Consider the following 23,630-nt stretch of genomic DNA (forward strand, 5'->3'; position numbering starts at 1 on the left):
TTATTCCTGTTCTGGGTTCCGCAAGTAATAGCCCACTCCGCGACGAGTAACCAAATAGTTTGGATGGCTCGGGCTGTCTTCGATTTTTTCACGCAAACGGCGCACCGTCACGTCAACGGTTCGGACATCACCAAAGTAGTCATAGCCCCAGACAGTCTGCAATAAATGTTCTCGGGTCATCACTTGACCAAGATGTTTTGCCAAGTAGTGCATCAATTCAAACTCCCGGTGCGTCAATTCGATGGCTGCACCATTTTTAGTGACCATGTAGGCATCCGGATGAATCGTTAAATCACCAATCGTTAATTCGCTGTTGGCATTGTCGTCTGCTTCCTTCGCAGCTGCCGAGCCGCGACGCAGATTGGCTTTGACGCGGGCCACCAATTCCCGGTTTGAAAATGGTTTGGTTACATAATCGTCCGCACCAAGCTCAAGGCCTAGTACTTTATCGATTTCAGAATCTTTGGCTGTGACCATGATGATCGGCATGTCATGGGTTTTGCGCACTTCCCGTGCAACTTCCAACCCATCCATTTTTGGTAACATCAGATCAAGTAAAATCAGATCAGGATCGACCTCGGCTACTTTTTCTAATGCCTCTTCTCCATCATAGGCGGTATATACTTCATATCCTTCTTTGGTTAAATTAAATTTGACGATATCAGAAATTGGTTTCTCATCGTCCACGACTAGGATCTTTTTCAAAAATGTCACCTCAATTTTTTTTGGTTTCTTACTTATTATACATTATTTAAACAGGCTTTTCATCTTTCCCAAAAACCGCCGCCTCATTCTTAAGGAAAGCACAAAAAAAGAAAGGCACGGGGCCTTTCTTTTTTACTCTTCTAAAAGCTGGATACCGATTCCTAACAACCCAGGACCCGTGTGGACAACTAATGCGGGAGAGATTTGCCCAAACAAGATTTCTTTGACCTTTGGAAATTCGGCTTCTAATCTTGCCTTCATCTCTTTGGCTTCTTGTAGTGCATCACCTTGGGCCACAGCTAAACGCACATGGCGATGATCACCGATAAATTGCTTGATCAAGTCGACGGTTTTGTCCAAGCTTTTCTTCCGTCCACGAGATTTTGCGACCGTATAGTAGATTCCCTCTTCATTACAAGAAATGATGGGATTCAATTTTAAAGCATTACCTAAGATGGATGCGACAAGACCGATCCGGCCGCCTTTTTGTAAATACTCTAAGGTAGCTACGTTGAAAAAGACTTTGTTTTTCGGGACTTCATTCGTTAGTTGTGCCTGCAATTCTTCCCAGGTCACGCCTTTTTCTAACAGTTCTGCCGCACGAATCGCTTGTAGCCCTGCACCGATCCCGATATTTTTCGTATCAAGTACAAAAACCTCAAGGTCGGTCCGTTGTTCACCTAACAGGCGAACAACATTAAACGTTCCACTCAATCCGCTGGAGATGGTTACAGCAAAGACTTTTTCATACCCATCGGCTTTGATCCGATCAAAGATTTCCCCGATCGCCGCGCCATCAGGTAATGAAGTACTAGGAATCTCTTGCGGCAAACGTTCGTAAATTTCTTCGGCAGTAATATCAACTTTATCGGTATAGGTCCGATCCTTGTAAATAATTTGCAATGGCAGCATATACATGCCGTATTGCTCCATGATCTGTGCGGGAACATCGGTACCTGAATCAACTAATAGGGCAATTTTCTCTTTATTCATGGGCTTCTCCTTTATGTGTTTCTAAATAAATGACTTCTAATTCGATTGTTTTTTCTGCCAATAATTTATTAGCAAAGGAACGCGTTGCACCTTTCATGGCCACTAATTCAATCGGGATTGGTTCCGATGCCATTTGCTCGGGCTCTCCCATTGCTTCTTTGCCAACAAGATGAATTGCTTTTTCTTGTTCTTCACAAAATACATTATAGGCATTTCTGATTCCGACAGCTTTCCCTTGAAAAAGGATGCCTGTCTTTATTTCTGGAATCGTCAACACTTGCTTCAGCATCGTGATCGCGATCAAAAATGCGAGATGCTTTTGGTTGTAACGTTTTTTTTCTGGTGCGGGGATCATCCCTTTTTTGACATAATTATTGACCATAGACGAGGTCAATAGCGGATGTTTTTCTGTTTGGATCACTGGTGATAAATATTGGTCAATCAAAGTGATTACCTGATCCATATACAGTTCCAGGGTCGGTAATTCTTCCCACCTAGGCAGATGGAATTCCAGCAGCGATTCGCCCCATGTTTTCATGTCCGATCGTAATTTTTCCATGTCATCCTCCATTTTGACTAACAGAAGGTTAGATTATCACAAACTAATCACCTAGTTTCGATAACTAGATACATTTTATCACGGCTTTCTGAGTTTTTAAAGCATTCTGATCAATCTTTTAAGAATTTCCTATCATTTGAAATTGGGGAATGAATGGTATTTTTTTAAGATAACCTCTGTTTTACAACTGAAAAAGCACACATTTTTTTCAAAAGAATGATTGATTTTTAAACAACGGAGTGCTAAGATAATGAAGTACTTTTGGTACGGGCCGTTAGCTCAGTTGGTAGAGCAGCTGACTCTTAATCACCTGCCCTCTTATGTAGAGGTATGTTTATAAACGTTGATATATAGAGGTTTTAACGAGGCTTACTTAGTTGATAATCTTCAGGCCATCTAATTGCCAACAATTTGCCAACAAAATGACAGACTTTTTTTAATAATAATCGCTTAAAGACTTGCCATTCAATTTTGATCAAGTCTTTTTTTGTTATTTATTTTTTGAATCCAAATGTATTAGCTAAATTTTCTGCAGAAGCATATTTGAAACTTGGATCAAGGTGTGCGTAAAGATTAGCAGTTGTCGTATAAGAGGCATGACCAAGCCACTCTTGCACCTTCTTCATGTGCTCACCATTTCCAATCATTATAGAAGCAGTTGTATGTCTCAAATCATGGAATCGTATCCTTTTTATATTGTTTCTCTTGATCACCTTTGCAAATCGTTTGGAAACGAAATCTGGTCTTATGATATTGCCATTTTCCATAGTAAATAGATAATCATCATCTTCGTAATTATATTCAGCTCCGAAAAGCTTTTTATTTTTTTCCTTCCACCGCGCTAATTTCACTAACTCCTCTTCAACTGTTTCTATTAAAGGAACAGAACGATAGCTTGAAGCATTTTTAGTTCTGTCTTCTTTAAGAACTGTTGTTAAGTCTTCTTTATTTTCCAAAACTACATGTTTAATGGTGATCGTCTTATTCATAAAATCAATCGCATCCCATTTCAGCCCTAAAACTTCACTTCTTCTAAATCCATAAAATACTGTTAATAAAATTATTGGATAGAGCTTCTCACCTTTGAATATTTGTAGTAGTTTTAGTACGTCATCTTTTGTGTAAAAGTTTGGCACGAAGGAGTCCTTTTTCGGTCTACGTACACGATCAGCAATATTTTCATCTATTTGTTCTGTCATACAAGCTTCCTGTATAGCTTTTCTAATAAAGGCATGATAGTGTAGAGCAGTATTTCCAGTGCACCCATCATCTAATATTTTTTGATAGAACCTTTGCAAATGGACCGGTTTTAAGTCAGATAACATAATTCCACTAGGTCCAAAATAACCCTTTATCCTAATATCGATGTAACGTTTATAACTAAAGTAAGACGTTTTAGACAGTTGTGGTTTAGCTGTTTCAAGATAACTATAAAGGTAATCGACAAAAGGAGTTTCGGTTTTTTCCTGTTTTAAAACAAGATAATCCTCTTGTTTCATAGCAATTTCTTGCTCAATCTCAGATATAAATTGTTCTTTTATTCTTTCAGCTCTTTTCTTATTTCCTTTCTTTTTTAGTTTGGTATCTCTCCATCGTTGAGAAGTTTTTCCAAAACCATCTTTTATTGTAACAACAACTTGGAGAGTTCCTCTTTTTTCTACAATATTCGCTCTTAATTTCAATTCAAATCCTCCTAAAGCTGAAAAAAGTAAGCTATGGAAAACGCAATTCTAACAACTTTATTGTACCATAGCCTGCGTATGCTCATCTGCCACATTTTGGGCACCTTTTAAGTATTCGATCACACACTTTTTAGGAATCTTGTAATTGCTGCCTATCTTGACATGTTTTATCTTGTTTGCTTTTAGTAACCCATAAGCTTTATTCCTACCTATTCCTCCTAACATCTCTCTCAATTCATTTATTCCAACCAGATCTTTATAGTTCTCAAACATGACGTCATAAATGTTTCGATCCATTTTTTCCTCCTAGAAAAATCACAAGTTATTGTTGCCAACATTTTAAAATAGTGATACTATATCAAAGTAATAATTTTTGGGCCATTAGCTTAGTTGGTAGAGCACTTGACTCTTAATCAAGGTGTCGAAGGTTCGAGTCCTTCATGGCCCATTGGGTGCCAAACCCACGGAACAGGTAAATGTTGGTGCGAAAGCATTTCGAAAACATTTATGCTGTTCCATTTTTTATTTTAAACATTTTCTAAACCACCTTGGAAAAGGTACACAGGAGTCTCCTCCTCCCCCTGTTCATCAGCGGGACGCTTACGTGAGTATCATTATCTTCAATAATTATCTCTTTGCCTAAAGTTTCCATGCTTTAGTCACAACTTTTGGTCTATCGCTCCTTCAAATCTAAGAGATCTTGGCGCCAAAAAGTTGCCTGCTACTTAATCACTGAAAAAAATTTAGAAAATGGACTATTCGATTATCAATGAGCAATAAAGGAACTCAATCGTTCCTTTCTAAAATAGTTTTATCAATTTTTTTCAGAAGATATATAGGCGCAGCATAGAATGACACATATTGAAAAGTTTTTGATCCGAATCACAAATACTAGTGCTTCTAAAATATAGAATGCTATAACTTTATTTAATTGTTACTGATTATAGACATCACTAGACACATTTATAATTCATTTTGATTTTCGTCTATATTGATAATATCCCCTATATGCGCGCTCCACATTGACATTATTGTCATCATGGATCCTTTTAAGATAGTTGCTTTGCAAATTAGTATAAGATAAAGATATTCGCTTTTCATTCACTAAGTGTTCATAAATAATTTGGGATTTTGTTGGGATGCCTCTTTCCTTTAAAAAAGAAGTTATATACAAAGAAATAATGTCGTAACTATTTTTATATTTTTGGTAATCATTCTCTCTTAAATATTCTTCATGAATTTTCTCTTGCGAAATTTTCTTGTCATATTTAAATGTTCGGTCCTTTAACAGAACATATTCTTTTGTTAAAATAACAATTTCATCCATTATTTCTATCATGCGAACTTCTATTTCTCTACTCCCCATAATACTTCACCTCTAGGTAGTTAAGCTATGTTCTTTCCAAGAATCAAAATAATTCTGTCTATATTCTTTTGGAGATAAACCAGTTGATCTTTTAAAAAAAATAGTAAATGCACTAGCGTTAAAAAATCCAGCTCTCTCACCAATTTCGAAGATTTTTTCATCCGTTGATTCCAACAAATTTTTCGCCAATGTAATTTTTATATCATTAATTAAATCTTGAGGTACTGTATTTATTTTGTTCAAACAAAAACGATTTAAAGTAGGTTTGGACATATGCATAAATTCCGCCAAATCACTAACGGACAAATTTTCAGATAAGTTCTCTTTTATGAATGCTATTAATTTAAATATTTCAAAATATTCTTTCAGGGTAGAAATATTCAATCGAAATACTTTTCTTATTATCATTTCGATAGCCGGTTCCACTAAATAGGTTCGATCTTTCGTTTCAAATCTTGTAAAAAGCAACTGAATCAAACTGGATAACTCTTGATTAATTTTCAGATCAATCTTTCGAATGTAGTTTGAAGAAGGTTCGCAAAATAAATTCATTTCGACGATAATAATTTGGTTTAGTACGTTTTGTTCAACATATTGAAAAATCATTTGATATTCTATTAGAATTATTTCTACCTCTGATTTCTCCAGATACATTCCTTTCTTCGTCAACAGTATAGTCCACCCTTTCTTGCTAAGATCATTTGTAGAATACGCTAAATCATTTGTATAATATATTCTTTTTAGTTCTATCATTCTTTTCACCCTCCTACTTACTTTATAACTATTAATCACCTTCTCATTTCACTTTTATCACAAAAAGAAAATAAATAAAACGATTTCATTTAATGATGATTAAAAACGAAAAATCATTGATACAAATTACAAATCATTATTTTCTCTTCTAATTATTTCATTCTCTCATTGCTAAATTAACAACATGAAATTATCCTTTTCAGGGCATTTCCTGCTCATCCACTTACGTCGCAAAATTTATTAAGAGATAACCAATCTATTATGGATATAACAGAAATTTTAATCCTTATTAAGTTATCGGTATTACATAACTATTCACACATTTTCGCATAGAATATCTTTATTAAAACTCACTATGTGTGTACTTTTAAAATCACCAAAAGAGGTGAAATATAAATTAGTTAGCTACGTTTTCTAAAAAACAAGGCGCACTCGAAAATGTCTTATTTTTCAAGTGCGCCTTATTTTTTATAATTATTTTCGGTGATTCAAATACCTGTATTTGTTAGTTTCATCCTGTTAAGTGCCGTAATAAGTAACCGAAATTGTTTTCTGACTTTATATAGCTCTCGAACGGAGTATCAAAAAAACCTTTATACATCCTAAGACTATTTCCACGTTAGTCTTTGTCCACCCTTAATTCTTTTGAATCTCATTATGAAGATATTTTTCCCCTTTTCTTTTTCTAACATTTCACGATCAGGTTTATATATAAGAATCAGTATCAATAATATAATTATTCTGAGATGGTCTATCAAATAAATTTCTAATAATACCAGAATGTATATCCAAAGAAAAGATCTCTTTTAACTTTTCTTGAACATAATCCATGCATACAACATTTTCAGAGCTAGATTTTAAACTATCTTTTATAAATGGTGTAAAGTTTGAAAAATAATCCATATTATTCCCATTAGTAACACTAATTATAGAATATGAAATAAGGTTATCATTCATATTTTAATCGCTTCTTTCTTATAACCATATAATTATACATTATAGGATAAGGCTATCGAAATATACATCCCTAATATTTTTAATATATGCATTTTTATATTTTTAAGCACTTCCTCAATATAGTGATAAATTAAAGTTGGATATCTGATGCGCTTACTTATATTAACTTCTTAATTTAATTAATATATTATTTTAAATAAAAGAACAATTATTTGTAGAATAAAAAAACATCTTATTGGTAATTTTATTCTATTTAACTACTTAACCTGATATAATAATACAAAGGTAGGTTGATGAAGTTATGGAAACACAAATTGGGCTTTTAGATTCAATATGGGTAAACATTATTGAACCATTGGTTATATCCTTCGTAGTGGTATCAAATTATGGAGATATAAACTGTATTTTTAGTAATAGCGAAAAGGCTGATAAAATATTGTTTCTCCAGAACAGAGTATATACTGTGAAAGTCACAGGAGAAACTTCTCCTCGTAATCAATTTATCGTCAAAAAATTTAAAATAATAAATCCAGATCATATAACTCAGAAACTCGGTATTTAAAAAATAAAAAAACTCTTTCCGAACTCAACATAAGTGTGTTTAACAAATTTTTAACTTTTAAATTATCGCTACAAAAATTAGCTTGAACAATATTTGATAAATAATTTTTTCTATTTCAGAAATACATTCTCTTTTAAAATTTCTCTTTTCTCTAATGTCGTACTTGTCCTTGATTACAAATTGTTAGAATTTTTTTAGGTAAATAATTTAATTGCTATTTAATCAACTTTAGATTGCGTTTATCCTCCTATATTCAATCTTAATAATAAGAATCTTATTTTTTATTATATCTATTAAAAAGTAACACAGACGATATTCTAGTTAATAATGTTTATTAGTTAAATATAGTGATAAAATAAATTGAAAAGTTTCTGACGACGGAAAATTTCTTACTATCACATCTTAAGTTTTTTCTAGTGAAGTAACACACAAAATTGTTATTGTTTAATATAAAGTGAAATACTGTAAATAGTAGAAATATGGTCAATAGTATTAAAAAAATTGCTAGCTTACGTAAATTATCCGCATCCTATTTTCATTTAATTAAACAGTAAATTATACTTAAATAACAAAGGTGGAGGATAGACATGAATAATTTCAAATATTCCAAAATAGTAACTTATATCTACTTTGAGCAATCTCACGAAATAAATATTGAAATTTAAAAATCGGAGATTTTTTTGTAGTCGAACTGTCCCCAGTCCTAAATTCAAATGCTAGATGCGAAAAGTTTTATGGAAAACTATTAAGAAAAACAAATACAACATTTAGTTGTTATCAATACTGTGACTCTTCCTACACTGGCGGAAGCAAAGAATTTATTTTTTAAAAATCCATACTGGATTACGAGAAAACACCGGTTAAATACTTCAAACACAAAATTAAAAAGATTTACAAAGTTACTATTCATGAAAATAAAGAAAAAATGTTTTTTACCTCTTCATTAGATCCTTCTACTTTCATGGTTCCTCAAGAATATGAATTAAGTGAATAAAAAACCTCCTACTCATATTTGAGTAAGAGAGGATTTGTTTGTCTAATATCATTTAACTACTTAGAGTCATTATGTTCGTATATTTCACTACTATTGATATATATTTTAATTCTTTTAGGGTGAATTGAAATATCATGCAATTCTTGAGAAAATAAAGTTACGTATAAGTAAATATATCCACCCGTGAAAACGGGGTGGCTTTTTAACAGCCTTAGAAGGGCTCACCACTCGCTAGCCCCTTAAAAGGGGCTTTTTAAATGACCACCAACCGCTCACAGCCCTCTCTCTTTAACTATTTAAATGGATCTACATACTCTTGTTTACTTATACTATCTCTTATTCGATCATCTGCTTCTTGTTCTCGAATATATTTTTCAATTGTTTTTTGATTTAACCCAACCGTACTCACGTAGTATCCTTTGGACCAAAAGCTTTTATTCCCATACTTATATTTCAAATTCGCATGTTTTTCATGGATTAAGGTTGCACTTCGTCCTTTTAAGTAGCCCATAAAACTAGAAATACTAATCTTTGGCGGTATTCTTACTAACATATGAATATGGTCAGGCATTGCATGAGCTTCAATAATTTCAATATCTTTCATCTCACACAATTTTCTTACTATCTGGCCAATACTTACTCTTAACTTTCCATAAATCACTTTTCGTCGATACTTCGGGGTGAAGACTATGTGATTCTTACAATTCCATCTTGTATGTGCTAAACTTTTATCGCTAAAGCTATTTCGTCCACGTGTAGAAACGCGCGTTTTTTTGTTTCGTACGCTACGCGAACGAAACTGACTAAAGTCAATAATATGAAACAACCTCCAAAAGTTAGATTTGTTGGTCTAACCCTTGAAGGTCGCTTGAGCTTTTCACACAAAAAACCGTCGTTTCTGTATTTTAATTCATACTTTGAAGCTTTTTTAACATAGAATACTGGAAATAATTTGTAAAAGTTTATACTTTAAAATCCTGCATTCTAATACATCGGTCGCAAATGTGATTTACCAGAACCGCATCATGCGAGATCATAATGACTGTCATATGCTTTTGTGTACGTAAAAACTTGAACAGATGGCGTTCATTGATTTTGTCTAAACTTGCAGTCATTTCATCACAAATCAAAATGGCTGGTTCAATCAGTAAAGAGAGGGCTAAAGACACCCGTTGATACTGTCCGCCGCTTAGTGCAGCTGGATACGAAGATAATATATCAGTTGGCAAATTGCAAGTAACAATCATTGAAGCGATACGTGCCTCCACTTGCTCAGCAGGAACGAGATGCCATAACTGCAATGGTTCCCGCAAAATTTGTGCCACTGTCTTCATCGGATCTAAAGACTTTCGAGAATATTGTGTCACCAGTTGGATTTGCTGCGCCCATTCTTTTCGTGTATAACTGGATTGGTTCTTCTCATGCAGATAGATCGTGCCTTGATCAGCCTTTTCTAAACCAGCAATGATTTTAACCAATGTGGATTTACCACTTCCGTTTTCTCCAACGATCCCTAACCACTCACCTTGTGCCAACTGAAAAGATAAATGTCGTAAAATCGGTTGTTTATAGGATTTGGATAATTGTTCTATTCGTAAAATAGTTTCATTAAGCATCAAATATATCAATCAATTCTTTCGTATATTTTTGTTTCGGATTGGTCATGATCGAGTCTGTTTTTCCAGACTCGATCAACCGCCCATCTTTGACGACACCTAAATCGGTACTAAACGTGTGGGCCAGATCAAGATCATGGGTGATGAAAAAGATGGTACAATGTTCCTCAGTTTGCAACTTCTTCAGCAACTGGAGGAGTGATTGCTGGCTTTCAGCATCTAATGCGCTCGTCGCCTCATCCGCAATAATCACTTCTGGTTTGGCAATCAACGCGCTTGCCAAAGCAACCTTCTGGCACATCCCGCCACTGAGTTGATAGGGTCGTTTGTTTAACAGAGTCTTATCATAGTTCAACCCAACCTGCGTCAATACTTCTTCTATTCGCAGTGCCCATTGCGTTTTGGGGATTCTTTGTCCCCGAAGCAGATGATGGAGTTGGGTACCAACCGGTATGTTTGCTGCAAGACTATCCACTGGATTCTGCAAGACCACTTCTACCCGCTGACTGTTGACCACGATCTCGCCTTCCACTGTGAAATCAGCGGGTAGATGTCCCAGCAGTGTTTTTCCAATCAAAGTTTTCCCCCCGCCGCTTTCGCCGATCAAACAATAAAATGTTTCTGGTTCAACCTGAAAAGAGACATTCTCCAACAATTTCTTGTCCCGCAAGGTAAGCGTGACCTGTTTTAACTCAAGCATTGTGTTCACCATATTCTTTCACGCGCAGTCCAATTGTTTGGGTCACCAAAACCACAAAGCATAACATCACCCCCGGAAAAATAAACAGCCCTGGTGCAGCATAAAAATAAAGCTTGCCATCATACAATATCGTGCCTAATTCTGGTGTTGGAGGATGTACACCAATACCCAAGAAAGCCAAGCCTGAAATATTCAACATGATTCGCCCGATATCTGTCACGAATAACGACAGCAAAGCCGGTCGCATGGAAGGCAATACATGGTGAATCAACGTATGCATCCCTTCTGATCCTCGCATCGGCGCCAACAAAATAAAGGCTTCTTTCCGTATATCCAATACAAGGTTTCGAATATAGCGAATATAGCGCCCGGACCAACTGAAAGCCAGCGCCGCCAAAACAGTGGTGATCGAATTGGCAAACAATCCAGAAAAGACCAAGGCGAAGAGAATCGCTGGAATACTGACAATGATATCCGCAAAGGTGGTAATCACTGTATCAACCAATCCACCGATGCTGCCAGCAAGTCCACCGAGCAGCAGACTGACACACACAACAGCAATCATCGACAGACAAGCATAACCCAGAGAATAGGCAGTGCCATACATTAAACGGCTAAAGAGATCACGTCCCAAATAATCTGTGCCCATCCAATGCTGCAAACTAGGACCCAGCAATCGTTGTTCTCTCGCAATCTCGTAAGGATTTTGCAAGAACAAAAATATCCCTGCAATGATACAAATGAAGGTACATAGTCCAAAAACCTTTTTCATAGATTTTCTCCTTGCTGCAGCATTACTCGTTCATCGCATAACAGAACAAGCACATCCGACAGATAATTGATCAAAAAAACGATGCTTGCAATCACCAATCCCACACCTTGGATCATGGGATAATCTCTCACGGAAATCGCATCGATCAATAACTTGCTGATACCAGAAATACTAAAAATCACTTCAACCATGATCGTGATACTAAATAAACGTATCAGACTGTTGGCGTATAAAGCAATCAAAGGAACCATATTGTCATTTATTTGATAGTATCGCCTTGCAAGCCAAGGGATACGTCTACGCTTAGCAATCCATTCCAGATCGCTTTCAGCTGAAACGCTCAATAAGTCACTCACGATTTTGATCAAATACAGCCCTTCTGACAGCATACAAACGAGAATCGGCAACACCAAATGGCTCGCAGTTCCACTGCCTACAAAAGGGAACCATTGTAATTGGACCCCAAATATGAAGATACATACAATGGCTATCCAATAACTCGGAAAGGACAAACAGACCACTAATATAGACCGCCCTTTCCTTAATACTGGTGAATTGGCAATCAGCGTCCCCGCCACCAAAGAAATAAGCAGATTGATAACAAACGACCAACCAATAATGGTGACGGTAATCGCTGATCTGGCGATCATAGTCTGTAAGACTGGCTCTCCTGACATATAAGATAAGCCAAAGTTCCCCTGCAGGATAAGCAACAGCCAACGAAAGTATTGGACAAAGAATGTTTGATCCAACCCCAAAGCTTGGCGTGTTTGATTCAGTGCATCTGTTGTGATGTTCGATGTGCCAGATTTTCTCAATAAACTAATCGCCGGATCCCCTGTCGATAGATACAGCAACCCGTATAGCAACACTGAAAAAAGCAGCAAACTAAGCAAGAAGCGGAACGTCTTTCGACAAAGGATGCGAACATTCATGTTTATTTCACCACTAATTGTTGATAATCAATAGGCGCATCAGATAAACCAGAAAAGACAAAGTCCTTGATTTTACTTGTTGTTACGAAGTTCTCGTCTTTATAATCGATGGGAATGGCCAAAGTTTCGTCTGATAGTTCTTTAAAAATATCATCGAAAATACTTTGTTGTTCCGCTTCATTAGCAGCCGCCGCGTAGGTATCTAGCAATGTTGAAAGCCGTTCATCATCAGCCAGCACGCCATGGCTATCTCCCGTGTTATAAAAGAGAGAGTTCAAAAAATTATATGGCAGCAGAGCATCGGTATACGTACGATATAAAATCATATCGAAGTCTTTTGATGTCCATAAAACATCATAGTAACTTTCGCTGTCTAACGTATTGATCGTTATATTTACACCAGCTTGCTTCAGATTATTTTCAATCACTTCCGCTTGTTCTTTCCATTCTGGAAATTCAGCTGTTTGAATGACTAAGTCAAAAGCAAGGTCTTGACCGTCTTTTTCATAAAAACCATTGTCATTCATTTGGTATCCAGCAGCTTCGAAGGTCTTTTTCGCTTCATCAACATCGTAAGATACAGTTGTTTGATTCGCATCAGTTACGTACTGAACGCTACTTTGGAACAGGCCTTCAATGTCATGATCCGATAAAGATTCTTTATCGATCGCCAATTCGATTCCTTTGCGGATATCGCTGGTCAACGTCGTATTATCTGGATTAAATGCCAAAAAGTGAGACATCGTTCCTGTAAATTGATACGTGGCAAAATCATCAGAATCAGCGAGTGATTGCAGATCACTGTCCATGATCTGACCTAATGTTCCGCCTGCAATATCCACTTCGCCGCTTCGCAAAGCCAACGCACGAGAACTGCCGTCGGTAATCGTTTTGAAAATAACTTGATAGGTCAAAGGATTTTCATGGTTATAATATGGATTAGGAACCATGGTCACCTCTTCTTCTGTTGACGTACCGACTGTAAAAGGACCCGTACCAATCGCTTTTTGAAATGCACCACCGACCTGTCCATCTTCAACTGCATTTGGACTCATAATCCGCAACGGACGTGTGGCACATAATTCTGCCAACACTTGATTCGATACTTTTTTAAAATGCAAAGTGACCGTTGTACTGTCGACAACTTCGACTTTATCCAAGTGAACCAAGGTTTGCAAAGTCGTTGTTGGGTTCATTTTTTTGGCTCGCTCAATGGTAAATTTCACTGCTTCCGCATCAAAGTAGCTTCCATCAGAAAATTTGACACCCTCTTGCAAATTAAAGGTATAGGTTTTGCCGTCTTCAGAGATATCCCAAGATTCTGCCAATCCCGGCTGATAATCTCCTTTCTCGCCATAAGTGATCAAAGGTTCATAAACAGCACTATAGATGGCCATTTCAGAATCGTAGCTCGTTGCGTCTAATGCATCCGCGTGGGCATCTCCTGTGATTGCAATACCGACAGATTGGCTGTCAACATTTGCCTCTTCGTTCTTCGCTGTTGAACAACCTGCCAACACCCCTATTAAAATAACTGGCAATAATAAGCCTAGAATTTTTTTCATTTCAAGTTTCCTTTCACTGGTGCTTTTGTCGCTTTGATCAAATAACTGCTTTCACAAGACTGGATGAAATCCGCTACAGATAAATAAAACTTTTTGTAGTCCGTCACTTCATAGATTGATTTGGTATATTCTTTGATTAGTTCAACAGAAAAACCATGTGAGACCAAGCTATCCACGACCTCATTCAGCGTTTTTCCTTGCATTTTGGTTGCGCCGTATGCATCGATCACGCGTTTCATATAATCAAAACTAGGATTATTCGTTTGATCTGCAAATGAAGCATAGTATACGCCACCATCCACTAAAACATCATTAATCATTTGGAAATGCTCATCCAAATCTTCAATCAAATATAGGACGGATGTACTGATTGCCGTATCAAATTGTTGGTCTAAAGATATAGCATCCCCTGTATTTAAATAGCGTATTGGTTTGGTTCCCACCCGCGTATTGGCTACTTCCACAGCTTTACTCGCTAAATCAATCCCGACACCGCTTGTAAATGGTAGTGCATCGTGTAATTTCCGTAGAAAACCACCTTGGTTACAGCCAAAATCCAATACTCTCTTTGCCATGATATCTTTAGGGTTCAGTAAAGTAATAATATTTTGCCATGCTTCTTGATGGTCATTTTCCATCTCTTGGTCCCCATTTGTTCCTTCTAACCACCAATGATCATATGTGTCTGTCATGCTAAATCCTCCAAATTATACCAATTTATAAATAGTAATCATTACGTTTTACAAAACAAAATAGTACCAAATGGTATTGATCCTGTCAAATGTTTTTTAATTAATTTAGATAACCCCTCCTCAGTGATAATTATAACAAGTTAGTTTTCATAGTTTTTATGGAGTATTTGTAGAAATCCGTTATATTTTGTTTTTTTACAAAAATATTTTACAATATTTAGTCTTAGTGAGTGATCATAGAATCTCCTATCAATGCGATTTTTCATAAAAAGTATTATTTTGGGTTAATAATAAAAATGATAACTTCAACAAAAAGTTAGTTTTTTTGGTCTAACTGCTGGGGGTCGCTTCACGTCCGATGTCTTTTTTACTATTCTATCTAAAACGAATAATTTTTAGACAAGCTCTCGTACTATGTAGAACATTTCTCAAAATCCATAAATATAACGAGACAATCAAGGAAACAGAACTGCTATTTTATTCCATGGGAAAAATAGCGTAAATCCCTAACCACAACAATCAAGCTGCCTTTGTTTAGGAGATTTCATATCATGTAAACCATCATTATATAAGTTCAAGTGATTGAGACTAAATTTTTTGAAATAGTAGTTTCTATCTTGTTTGTCGGGTGCTATTAATAGTAATGGTAATCAATATTTACCGTGTATTCAGATAAATAATCACTATAATTTGTTACTACTAATCAATACCATCTATTCCTAAAAATTCATTGGTCAACGCCTAATATGTCATAAAAAACAAACATTATTGCAATTAAAATTTATCATTCGTTCTCTCAAAAATAATGGTGAAATTTAGTATTTGGTAAGCTAGTTAACATTATTTATTTTTTCATTATTAAAAAACTGGGATAAAACAGAACTCACATGAATTTCCCTAGCTCTACAAGCGAATACTCAATTTCTTTTCTAGGTAAATCTTTCCCTATAATTACTATTTTCGAGAAATTTTCATTGTATCTTTTAGATGAATGAGTTAAATCATAAGTTTGACACACACCTTGCAAATACAAATCATCTTCTATGTCTCTACATACCAAAATTCCTTTGTAACGATAGAGGTTTTCTCCATAATTCATGCACAACCATTCCAACCAAAGGGTCCATAGCTTTTTAGTATATTTTGTAGTCACTTTAAGATTGATTGCTATAAAATCATGCAAAGGATTTAAAGTTTCTAAATTATCATATTTAGGCGAGAATTTCAGTTTGGAATCGTTCGTATTAAATTCATCTTCAATTAAATATGGGAAACGATTAAATAACTCTTGATCGAAAAAATCGCTTGATGAGAAATAACCATCTAACAAGAAATATTTTATCTTTGCAAAGGGATTAATTGTCTTGATAACCTCTACCATCTGTGACTGTATTCGGTTATCCTTCTGGTATTTAGAAATGATCAATTGATCTGCAGCAACAATTTGCTTTCCCACTTCGGTAAAACGCTCTTTATAATTGCTAAAATTTTTTGCATCTACGATTGTAATGACTGTATCAATATAAAAATATAGTGATATATAATTACTTGTTGTTATCTTTCGAATAATAGAAATTGGATCGGCGATTCCAGTAGTTTCAATAATAACTTTTTTAATTGTGTTCCCTTTCTTAATAAATTCTTCTACAATCGATCTAAAAGTTTCTTCAATGTCCGACTGCATTATACAACACATACATCCGTTATTTAATTGAAAAACTTTATCATCCGTGTGTATAAGAAAATCATGATCAATACCAATTTCTCCAAATTCGTTTTCAATTATAATAATTTCATTTTTATTAACTTTTGTTTCTGACAGCACTTGATTGATTAACGTTGTTTTCCCTGCACCTAAAAAACCACTTACAAGAGTAATGGGGATCCCCAAAATATTTCCCTCCATTATATTTTCAGAAGACTGGCTATTAACAGAGTGAAATTATAGTTCACTTTTTCTGTCTCAAAAATTCCATTTTTTATTTTTGGTTAAAATAGCTTTAGTTTATTGCTTTCACGAAATTTATTTTAGGTTTTTATAAACAGCTTTATTATACTATTCGCAGTTATTTAGACTATTTTCTTTTAACCTCAGCATCTTTTCTTCTTTTCTTCTTTTCCAAGAATTGACTTTAATAAATTTACAGTCCCTATCATTTTTTAAAAATCTTGATACTGTATCTTGGCTCATATCTAATTTATTAGCAATTTCTACAATTGTACTTCCATTTTGTCGCATTTCTTTCGCTTTCAAATGATTTTCATAAGCTTCCATTTCTAAAGGGTCATAAGATAACTTTTTTTTTCGACTCATAAGTTTAAACTTCTCTTTCTAATGTAATTTTATTAAAATCACTTATTCTTAATGGGATTCCATTATATTGAAATTATTTACTTTATCCTTAAAAAAATACAGTTCCTCCTTTATCTTATGATTTTTTGTTTCCTTACCACTATAAAATAATTTAGTTAGAAATAATCTACTGTTTTAAAAGGATCACTTTCTATTTGAACTGGTTCCCCTTCTTTAACAAGACAATTATCCAGGTCTTTTATAATTTGTTCCTTTTTCATATTTGTACCAATAAAAACTAGTTCTATCATGCGATCGCCGTATAAAGGATCCCAAATATCTTTTAGGTTAGTACGAATAGACAACATTTTTCAATTTCCCACTTTTTTAAAGCAGCGATCCAGTAACCACTATGAATAATGTCCATCGCTCTTCCGGACTGGGAAATTTTAATTACGTTGTTTGGCTGAGAAACAAACCAAGCTACTCCTTTACACCGAGTAACTTCTTTCGGCCACCTATCAAGCCATTGATCAAAACGTTCAGGATGAAAAGGTTCTCTCCGAGTATAAACAAAGGTATCAATATGAAAATTATTTTCTAGCTTCTCTAAATTATAGGTTCCATTGTCAAATAGATTAATTTCATCTTCTCCACTGAACAAGCGAGTATTCGTAATTTTATTCACTCCTACTTGAGAAAATGTGCATTCTATAAAATGAGCAGTAGGTTGAATTTGCTTCACTATTGTTTTCAAGTATTCTTTTTCTTTTTCGGTCACCATATCGATTTTATTAAAAAGCAAAATATCACAAAACTCGATTTGATTCATAATCACAAGATTGCTCTCAGTATAATTTTCATTAAATTTACCATTTTCCGAAGAAAATTGTTGAGCTAACCTAAACACATCAACGACTGTAATTAGAGCATCAATTATACTAACTTCTGTTAGCTGAATATGATTGTTGCTCTCTCCGTGTTGAATATATTTTGCAATTAAATCTGGTTGAGCAATGCCTGTCGATTCAATATATATTTCATCAATTTTTCCAGAAGAAGAGAGTGTATAAACAGCTTCAACTAGATCTTCTTTTAGACTGTGACTGATGCTACCATTTTGCAATGATATAAGACAATCTTCCTCGGAAAAAAACTCGGAATTTCTAATGTTTTTGGCATCAACATTTACTTCAGCCACATCATTTACAATAATTCCTACCCGTTTTTTTTGCTTACACTTCAGTAAATGTAATATCAGACTAGTTTTTCCTGAACCTAAATATCCAGAAATGATTGTTATAGGTACTTTACCGTGTGTATCCATCCCTTTTATTCTTCCTCTTCCATCTGAGTATTCAAAAATGCTTGAATCTGAAGCTTTTCTTCATAGCTAAACCAGTCCGAATCAATCATTTTATTTAATACGTTTTTTTGCGTTGAAGAAATCTCCCAAAATCCATTAATCATTTGAAACAAGGATTGATCAAACTTTTTAAAAACAGGATAAATTACAAGAAATTCCTCGAAACTGATGTTTGGTTCTTCGACATATTCTTGAATCCATTGATTATCAATCGCTATTTTAGTTGCTGAACCATTATTATTAATAAATTGATTGTAGATAAGAAATTGATAGACTTCTGCTTTACTTACTTTATCATCATTCTTAAAAAATTTTTCATAGCATTGCTCTACTAATGGTGGATAAATAATATTCATTTAAAAAAAATCACATCCTTTAATATATTATTAATTCTACAAATTCGCCCATTGAAAAATTTTCATTACCATACATTATTTAACAAGTACATGTTACATCACAATCAAAACAGTCATCTAAATAAAAAGATTGCTTTTTATAATACTCTATTTTTTTTGGATCAACGATAAGATCATTTCTCTGGGCAATTTCGTTAGCAATCAATGCAAATCGTTGTCTGAATTTATAAACATAACAGAATATCGCAGAACCGTTTCGTACACTCGGTCCTGTTAGAAAAACATTTTTTGCTACAGTTGATTCATCAAATTGATTTAATAACGCCTCTCCGTTTTCTTTATACTCAAATAAAGATGTAGCAATTGTTTTTACGCCATTTTGAAATCCTGTACAAAGAATTGGTGTATTTTCCGCCTTAAATGATTCTCCATTATCAGTAATCAGTTCGTATTCAGCTGCTAATTTCTCGATTCTTCTAATTGTTGCAGATGTAAAAATTTTGATATTTCCAGAGATTTTTTGATTTACATGTAAATAAAAAATCTCTGTCTTGTATAAGGCGATAGTCTTATACTTGGATCTGCTTCCCTAGAATCTAAACCAGAACTTTTTGTATAGATAGACACATCTTTACCTAATTTTGCTAATTCAAGAGCGGCGTCAATTGCACTTTCATTTCCCCCGATAATCGTTTGATGTTCACCTTCAATTTCTTCCCAAGAAATTACTTCTCCGTAATGCAATCCAAATCTATCAGCACCTTCAATGCTGGTTTTAGCTGGAAAAGAAAATTCTCCTACAGCAAAGATGAGATAATTCGTAGAAATCGTTCCTTTAGTTGTCTCTATAAGATAATTTTTTTTTTCTTTTTTTATAGTTTTAACTGTACAACCTGTCTTAAGTGGAAGATGATATTCATCTGAAACTAATTGCAAGTATTCTGCGTAATCAGTACCTGAAAGCCGTTCTTTTCCTAGAGTATACGCAGGAGATGTATCAACCGCTACTGCATTTAAATCAGACATACCAAACCCATTACTTGTAAAAGAAGGGGTAATAAATCTCGTCTCTTTCGGCCAATTAGCAAAACTGTTTCCAACTTTTTCTTTTTCAAGAATCACAAAATCAGTTATTCCAAGTTCTGTTAACGTGACTCCCATTCCAACGCCTGCAGCTCCAGCACCTATAATTACGATTTCTTTTTTCTCTACCATATTCTACCTCCACTTAAAATTCCAAATACATTTTACTAGCTTCTAAACCACTGTTCTCAGAGTATTTTTTCCGATAGAGATCATATTCACCTTCGATTGTATGATAGTAGATCTGACAAATATCAATTCCAGGATAAATCCAAATCGGAGCAATCGCATGCATTTCTAATGTCCAATATCCAGAGAAACCTATATCACCAAACCCAGCTGTTACATGAATATTTAATCCGAGTCTCCCTAAAGAAGATCTTCCTTCTAACATAGGTACGAAAAAGTCCGTTGCAGTGTACTCAACCGTTCTTCCTAAATATAGGTGATGGGGTTCAAGCAGAAAACCAGATTGCGGAATTGTAAATACCTTCATTTCATTTTTTCTTTTAACATCTAAAACCGAATCCGTATAAACTCCAATTTGATTATGCAATCGCAAATTATAACTATTAGGATTGATTTGTTCTTCATTAAATGGAGTGATAATAATTTTATCATTTTGTAACTCTTGAATTTTTCTTCCTGATAAAATCAACGTTTCACCTCCGTACTTGAAATATATTCTGTTTCATTATTCTTTGAAGAGGATTATGCATCAAAATCATTAATCAACTTTCTCAAAAAATAATGAATCAAAAAACTTAAACCAAAACTCCATAAACAAACATAAAAGGTCCCGACCAATTGATTAAAAAAATTCCCGTTTTCTGCTAGAATACCTGTTAAAATAGACCCAATAATTCCGCCAATCGCGTTCATCCCAAAAGAATCTCCTGCATCATCAAAGTTTGGAAAATGCTGATGTATTCTTTCAATAACAATTGGGCAAGCAATACACACAATTATTGAAATCAACAATGAAGCGCCTGGACCCACATAGCCTACAGAACAGGTACTTCCTACCAAGCCAACAATCATTCCATTCATCAGGTCAAAAACAGAAATTTGTTGTTCTAGTACTCGTTGTGTTAAAAACCAGCTTATTCCTCCACCTATAATTGAAATAAGCGTATTTAACCAAATTAGGATTGCTGCTTCTCCCATCTCACCTGAAGGAGCCATATTAAATCCAAACCATCCCAAAGTAATAAATACCATTCCGATAAAAGCCATTATTTCTTGTATATCAGATGGTCCTGTAATCTTTGAGCGAATAGGTAAAGTTCTTGCCAAAACAAGACTACCTATCCCGGCAGTGGCGTGTACGACTAATCCCCCAGAATAATCTAAAACACCAATATCACTCAGCCAATTCTGTTCTCCCCACAATGAATAACACACTGGAGCATAGATAAATAAAATCCATAAAGGAACATACAAGGCAATGTATTTCCAGTTACTTCGTTCTAACACTGAGCCTACAAGCATAATTACTGCATATAGGCAAAAGAGTAGTTGCAAAACTAGTGAAACAACTTCATCTGGTAATATCAAATCAGAAAAAATACTATATTGAATATTTCCATAAAAGCTTAATGAATATCCCACAGACAACCAAAATGCAGTAGTAGAAAGAATAGTGATTATTCCCAAAACTAGTGTGTGACGTATATACTTGCGATCGATCATACCGATATAATACAAAATAACCCCAAATATCATCAGCCACATAACCCCAAAACACAGCCAAAGAAATATATTATTCATAGGAATTCCTTAACTGACGGTCAGATATATTTTTTTTACTATCAATTAAAAGCAAATCTGTTATCTCTTTTTGTGGTAAATTCTTTCCAATTAATACAATTTTTGTCTCTGGGGATCCCTTCCAGGCTTGTCCTTCCTCAAGTTTATAGGCCATGTTAACTCCTTGTAAAACGATCTGGCACGGTTGTCCTTCAATGCTCAAAATCCCTTTATAACGCATCAAATCCATCCCGTATTGAAAAATCAACAATCTAAGCCAACTAATAACTTGTTCTTCAGGCAGAGGAGAATTACTTGTAATCACGAAGGTATCTACGTCTGTGTGGATATGATGATGACTTCCATGATCATGGCCTTCATGATTATGGTCATGATCATGGTGTCCACTTTGTTGGTGCTGATTATCAGTATGGTTATTTATCATGTGGTCAATATCAGCATTCACATTTTTTGCACCCGAGATGGATCGATCGAATAAATCTAATCCAACAATGTCCTCATAAGTAACTGTATTCATATTGAGTACAGCTGTATCAACAAGAGAATTGATCTTATTCAGCTCTTTTTTTAATATATTCACTTCGCTTGTATCAGTCAGATCTGTCTTAGTAAGAAAAATTTTATCTGCAAAAGCTACTTGTTCAACCGCTTCGTTATAATTTTCTAGTTGGTAAAAACCATTTTTGGCATCGACCAATGTGATTAAACTATCAATAACAAAATGTTCATTTAATAATGGGGTACGAATAATTGTTTGTGCTATAGGACTAGGTTCTGCTAAACCACTTGTTTCAATGATTATCCGATCTATCGACGTACTACCTTTCTCAGCAACTTGCAAAATAGCCAGAAACATGTCAATCAAATCTTCTCGTAATACACAGCACATACATCCATTATTCATTTGAAAAATCTGTTCTTGCTCATTTGATAAGACTAATTGATGATCAATTCCAACATCTCCGTATTCATTGACTATAATTACTACATTTTCATCTTTTGTATCTTTCATTAGTTTATTTAATAAAGTAGTCTTTCCTGAACCCAAGAAACCTGTAAGAACTGTAATTGGTATTAAACTCATTCTTTTACCTCCTTATTATTAAAACGACCTTCCAAACAATTGCAAATCATTTGCAATTATCTTAAACGAAAACTTAGTTATTCGTCAATGTCTAATTGCAAATTATTTGCAATTATTTTATAATAGTTGATATCTTAGATAATGGAGGTGATAATTCTTGCGAATGACTAGGCAACGAAAAGCTATCATTGAATTATTTGAAGAAAATAAGAATCAAGCCTTAAATGCAGAAATGATACATCATTCAATTGGAAATAGTTTAATGAACCTTTCAACAGTTTACAGAACCATGGATAAGTTATCTGAAATAGGTTTGGTTCAAAGAATAACCATAAACACTGTTGTTCATTACTGCTTAAGCAATAGTGAACACAGACATTTTATGCTTTGTACCAATTGCAAAAAACTCGTACCAATTCATTGTTTCTTGAAAAAATTTTTGCCAACGTTAGAAGTCGAAAATGATTTTTTAATTACTAGTCACGACATCACCATTTTAGGGCTATGCAGCACTTGCAAAAATATAGTTGAATAGGAGAACAAATAATGGAACTCGGAAATTATAGATATGACACACAGTTGCTACTAGAAGGATTTAATTTAAATGAAGACACTCTTTCGGAATACATTACCTCTAATTTTGAAGGAGATTGTTTACTAGTTGTAGGAGATGAATCTTTAATTAAAATTCACTTTCATACGAACGAACCTTGGCTTATCCTAGAATATTGTTCAACACTAGGCGAAATTTTCGATATTGTTATTGAAGATATGTTTCGTCAAGCAGATGGTAAAAAAGGCTAATTGAAAAGTAATTTTCTCCACTC

26 protein-coding genes, 1 tRNA gene and 1 pseudogene are annotated in these 23,630 nt (G+C 34.5%); 4 read left to right on the forward strand and 24 right to left on the reverse strand.

Annotated elements, in window-relative coordinates:
* The 5 genes from yycF to FJU10_RS09315 all read right to left on the reverse strand — a co-directional run bounded on the left by yycF (window position 1) and on the right by FJU10_RS09315 (window position 4,236).
* Window positions 1–705, reverse strand: a complete 705-nt coding sequence (gene yycF / locus FJU10_RS09295) for a response regulator YycF (protein WP_010747607.1) — start codon at window positions 703–705, stop codon at window positions 1–3.
* A 132-nt stretch (window positions 706–837) separates the two neighbouring features.
* Window positions 838–1,698 (reverse strand): DegV family protein, encoded by an 861-nt coding sequence (locus FJU10_RS09300; RefSeq protein ID WP_140965716.1) that lies wholly within the window; start codon window positions 1,696–1,698, stop codon window positions 838–840.
* Window positions 1,691–2,257 (reverse strand): DUF1836 domain-containing protein, encoded by a 567-nt coding sequence (locus tag FJU10_RS09305; protein ID WP_140965717.1) that lies wholly within the window; start codon window positions 2,255–2,257, stop codon window positions 1,691–1,693. The genes FJU10_RS09300 and FJU10_RS09305 overlap by 8 nt, the downstream gene beginning before the upstream one ends.
* A gap of 494 nt (window positions 2,258–2,751) precedes the next feature.
* The gene (locus FJU10_RS09310) at window positions 2,752–3,939 is read right to left on the reverse strand and encodes a tyrosine-type recombinase/integrase (protein WP_140965718.1); all 1,188 of its coding nucleotides are present in this window, start codon (window positions 3,937–3,939) and stop codon (window positions 2,752–2,754) included.
* Between the two features lie 57 nt (window positions 3,940–3,996).
* Window positions 3,997–4,236 (reverse strand): helix-turn-helix domain-containing protein, encoded by a 240-nt coding sequence (locus FJU10_RS09315; protein ID WP_140965719.1) that lies wholly within the window; start codon window positions 4,234–4,236, stop codon window positions 3,997–3,999.
* Between the two features lie 78 nt (window positions 4,237–4,314).
* On the opposite strand from FJU10_RS09315, the gene FJU10_RS09320 reads away from it, so the two are divergent.
* Window positions 4,315–4,387: transfer RNA gene (locus FJU10_RS09320), tRNA-Lys, on the forward strand.
* Between the two features lie 522 nt (window positions 4,388–4,909).
* Here the strand turns inward: FJU10_RS09320 and FJU10_RS09325 are convergent.
* Entirely contained in the window at window positions 4,910–5,305 is a 396-nt protein-coding gene (locus FJU10_RS09325; protein WP_140965720.1) for a hypothetical protein, read from the reverse strand.
* 12 nt (window positions 5,306–5,317) lie between these two features.
* Entirely contained in the window at window positions 5,318–6,058 is a 741-nt protein-coding gene (locus FJU10_RS09330) for a helix-turn-helix domain-containing protein (protein WP_140965721.1), read from the reverse strand.
* A gap of 1,258 nt (window positions 6,059–7,316) precedes the next feature.
* On the opposite strand from FJU10_RS09330, the gene FJU10_RS09335 reads away from it, so the two are divergent.
* Window positions 7,317–7,577: a hypothetical protein gene (locus tag FJU10_RS09335; protein ID WP_140965722.1), complete on the forward strand. Its 261-nt coding sequence runs from the start codon at window positions 7,317–7,319 to the stop codon at window positions 7,575–7,577.
* A 1,286-nt stretch (window positions 7,578–8,863) separates the two neighbouring features.
* Here the strand turns inward: FJU10_RS09335 and tnpA are convergent.
* The 17 genes and pseudogenes from tnpA to FJU10_RS09420 all read right to left on the reverse strand — a co-directional run.
* Window positions 8,864–9,304, reverse strand: a pseudogene (tnpA, locus tag FJU10_RS09340) (IS200/IS605 family transposase); the annotation flags it as partial.
* A 229-nt stretch (window positions 9,305–9,533) separates the two neighbouring features.
* Window positions 9,534–10,187 carry an ABC transporter ATP-binding protein gene (locus tag FJU10_RS09345; RefSeq protein WP_140965723.1) on the reverse strand — a complete coding sequence of 218 codons (654 nt, stop codon included), beginning with the start codon at window positions 10,185–10,187 and terminating at the stop codon, window positions 9,534–9,536.
* A complete protein-coding gene (locus tag FJU10_RS09350) occupies window positions 10,180–10,887 on the reverse strand; it encodes an ATP-binding cassette domain-containing protein (RefSeq protein ID WP_140965724.1) in 708 nt (235 codons plus the stop codon). The genes FJU10_RS09345 and FJU10_RS09350 overlap by 8 nt, the downstream gene beginning before the upstream one ends.
* Window positions 10,880–11,659, reverse strand: coding sequence for an ABC transporter permease (locus FJU10_RS09355; RefSeq protein ID WP_140965725.1), 780 nt, complete (start codon window positions 11,657–11,659; stop codon window positions 10,880–10,882). The genes FJU10_RS09350 and FJU10_RS09355 overlap by 8 nt, the downstream gene beginning before the upstream one ends.
* Entirely contained in the window at window positions 11,656–12,594 is a 939-nt protein-coding gene (locus FJU10_RS09360) for an ABC transporter permease (RefSeq protein ID WP_140965726.1), read from the reverse strand. The genes FJU10_RS09355 and FJU10_RS09360 overlap by 4 nt, the downstream gene beginning before the upstream one ends.
* A gap of 2 nt (window positions 12,595–12,596) precedes the next feature.
* Complete coding sequence (locus tag FJU10_RS09365; protein ID WP_140965727.1) at window positions 12,597–14,159, reverse strand: ABC transporter substrate-binding protein; 1,563 nt, start codon at window positions 14,157–14,159, stop codon at window positions 12,597–12,599.
* On the reverse strand, window positions 14,156–14,851 hold the full coding sequence (locus FJU10_RS09370) for a class I SAM-dependent methyltransferase (RefSeq protein WP_140965728.1): 696 nt from the start codon (window positions 14,849–14,851) through the stop codon (window positions 14,156–14,158). The genes FJU10_RS09365 and FJU10_RS09370 overlap by 4 nt, the downstream gene beginning before the upstream one ends.
* Window positions 14,852–15,734: 883 nt before the next feature.
* Entirely contained in the window at window positions 15,735–16,742 is a 1,008-nt protein-coding gene (locus FJU10_RS09375; protein ID WP_189372284.1) for a CobW family GTP-binding protein, read from the reverse strand.
* 165 nt (window positions 16,743–16,907) lie between these two features.
* Window positions 16,908–17,165, reverse strand: coding sequence for a hypothetical protein (locus tag FJU10_RS09380; RefSeq protein ID WP_140965730.1), 258 nt, complete (start codon window positions 17,163–17,165; stop codon window positions 16,908–16,910).
* Between the two features lie 155 nt (window positions 17,166–17,320).
* Complete coding sequence (locus FJU10_RS19825; RefSeq protein ID WP_140965731.1) at window positions 17,321–17,512, reverse strand: GTP-binding protein; 192 nt, start codon at window positions 17,510–17,512, stop codon at window positions 17,321–17,323.
* Complete coding sequence (locus FJU10_RS09390; protein ID WP_140965732.1) at window positions 17,488–18,471, reverse strand: CobW family GTP-binding protein; 984 nt, start codon at window positions 18,469–18,471, stop codon at window positions 17,488–17,490. Before FJU10_RS09390 ends, FJU10_RS19825 begins: the two co-directional genes overlap by 25 nt.
* 5 nt (window positions 18,472–18,476) lie before the next feature.
* Window positions 18,477–18,866 carry a hypothetical protein gene (locus FJU10_RS09395; protein WP_140965733.1) on the reverse strand — a complete coding sequence of 130 codons (390 nt, stop codon included), beginning with the start codon at window positions 18,864–18,866 and terminating at the stop codon, window positions 18,477–18,479.
* 79 nt (window positions 18,867–18,945) lie between these two features.
* Window positions 18,946–19,431 carry an NAD(P)-binding domain-containing protein gene (locus FJU10_RS19680; RefSeq protein WP_140965764.1) on the reverse strand — a complete coding sequence of 162 codons (486 nt, stop codon included), beginning with the start codon at window positions 19,429–19,431 and terminating at the stop codon, window positions 18,946–18,948.
* Entirely contained in the window at window positions 19,392–20,081 is a 690-nt protein-coding gene (locus FJU10_RS19685) for an NAD(P)/FAD-dependent oxidoreductase (RefSeq protein WP_140965734.1), read from the reverse strand. Before FJU10_RS19685 ends, FJU10_RS19680 begins: the two co-directional genes overlap by 40 nt.
* Window positions 20,082–20,094: 13 nt before the next feature.
* Window positions 20,095–20,607, reverse strand: a complete 513-nt coding sequence (gene dcd, locus FJU10_RS09410; protein WP_140965735.1) for a dCTP deaminase — start codon at window positions 20,605–20,607, stop codon at window positions 20,095–20,097.
* A 53-nt stretch (window positions 20,608–20,660) separates the two neighbouring features.
* On the reverse strand, window positions 20,661–21,683 hold the full coding sequence (locus FJU10_RS09415; protein WP_262984558.1) for an ammonium transporter: 1,023 nt from the start codon (window positions 21,681–21,683) through the stop codon (window positions 20,661–20,663).
* Between the two features lie 28 nt (window positions 21,684–21,711).
* A complete protein-coding gene (locus FJU10_RS09420; RefSeq protein WP_140965737.1) occupies window positions 21,712–22,803 on the reverse strand; it encodes a CobW family GTP-binding protein in 1,092 nt (363 codons plus the stop codon).
* A 163-nt stretch (window positions 22,804–22,966) separates the two neighbouring features.
* Here FJU10_RS09420 and FJU10_RS09425 point away from each other — a divergent pair, with 163 nt between their 5' ends.
* Window positions 22,967–23,338 (forward strand): Fur family transcriptional regulator, encoded by a 372-nt coding sequence (locus tag FJU10_RS09425; protein WP_140965738.1) that lies wholly within the window; start codon window positions 22,967–22,969, stop codon window positions 23,336–23,338.
* Between the two features lie 11 nt (window positions 23,339–23,349).
* A complete protein-coding gene (locus FJU10_RS09430) occupies window positions 23,350–23,607 on the forward strand; it encodes a kinase to dihydroxyacetone kinase (RefSeq protein WP_140965739.1) in 258 nt (85 codons plus the stop codon).
* Window positions 23,608–23,630: the final 23 nt, after the last annotated feature.

Origin of the sequence: Enterococcus sp. OL5 (genome assembly GCF_006491895.1) — a bacterium.
Classification (GTDB): domain Bacteria; phylum Bacillota; class Bacilli; order Lactobacillales; family Enterococcaceae; genus Enterococcus_D; species Enterococcus_D innesii.

Coding starts and splice junctions, on each gene's coding strand:
- FJU10_RS09365 (WP_140965727.1), bottom strand. CDS start 14,159: ATGAAAAAAATTCTAGGCTTATTATTGCCAGTTATTTTAATAGGGGTG.
- FJU10_RS09370 (WP_140965728.1), bottom strand. CDS start 14,851: ATGACAGACACATATGATCATTGGTGGTTAGAAGGAACAAATGGGGAC.
- FJU10_RS09350 (WP_140965724.1), bottom strand. CDS start 10,887: ATGCTTGAGTTAAAACAGGTCACGCTTACCTTGCGGGACAAGAAATTG.
- FJU10_RS09330 (WP_140965721.1), bottom strand. CDS start 6,058: ATGATAGAACTAAAAAGAATATATTATACAAATGATTTAGCGTATTCT.
- FJU10_RS09305 (WP_140965717.1), bottom strand. CDS start 2,257: ATGGAAAAATTACGATCGGACATGAAAACATGGGGCGAATCGCTGCTG.
- FJU10_RS09360 (WP_140965726.1), bottom strand. CDS start 12,594: ATGAATGTTCGCATCCTTTGTCGAAAGACGTTCCGCTTCTTGCTTAGT.
- FJU10_RS09345 (WP_140965723.1), bottom strand. CDS start 10,187: ATGCTTAATGAAACTATTTTACGAATAGAACAATTATCCAAATCCTAT.
- FJU10_RS09420 (WP_140965737.1), bottom strand. CDS start 22,803: ATGAGTTTAATACCAATTACAGTTCTTACAGGTTTCTTGGGTTCAGGA.
- FJU10_RS09335 (WP_140965722.1), top strand. CDS start 7,317: ATGGAAACACAAATTGGGCTTTTAGATTCAATATGGGTAAACATTATT.
- FJU10_RS09380 (WP_140965730.1), bottom strand. CDS start 17,165: ATGAGTCGAAAAAAAAAGTTATCTTATGACCCTTTAGAAATGGAAGCT.
- FJU10_RS09300 (WP_140965716.1), bottom strand. CDS start 1,698: ATGAATAAAGAGAAAATTGCCCTATTAGTTGATTCAGGTACCGATGTT.
- FJU10_RS09430 (WP_140965739.1), top strand. CDS start 23,350: ATGGAACTCGGAAATTATAGATATGACACACAGTTGCTACTAGAAGGA.
- FJU10_RS09325 (WP_140965720.1), bottom strand. CDS start 5,305: ATGGGGAGTAGAGAAATAGAAGTTCGCATGATAGAAATAATGGATGAA.
- FJU10_RS09355 (WP_140965725.1), bottom strand. CDS start 11,659: ATGAAAAAGGTTTTTGGACTATGTACCTTCATTTGTATCATTGCAGGG.
- FJU10_RS09415 (WP_262984558.1), bottom strand. CDS start 21,683: ATGTGGCTGATGATATTTGGGGTTATTTTGTATTATATCGGTATGATC.
- FJU10_RS19825 (WP_140965731.1), bottom strand. CDS start 17,512: ATGTTGTCTATTCGTACTAACCTAAAAGATATTTGGGATCCTTTATAC.
- FJU10_RS09395 (WP_140965733.1), bottom strand. CDS start 18,866: ATGAATATTATTTATCCACCATTAGTAGAGCAATGCTATGAAAAATTT.
- FJU10_RS09315 (WP_140965719.1), bottom strand. CDS start 4,236: ATGGATCGAAACATTTATGACGTCATGTTTGAGAACTATAAAGATCTG.
- FJU10_RS09425 (WP_140965738.1), top strand. CDS start 22,967: ATGACTAGGCAACGAAAAGCTATCATTGAATTATTTGAAGAAAATAAG.
- FJU10_RS09390 (WP_140965732.1), bottom strand. CDS start 18,471: ATGGATACACACGGTAAAGTACCTATAACAATCATTTCTGGATATTTA.
- FJU10_RS19685 (WP_140965734.1), bottom strand. CDS start 20,081: ATGGTAGAGAAAAAAGAAATCGTAATTATAGGTGCTGGAGCTGCAGGC.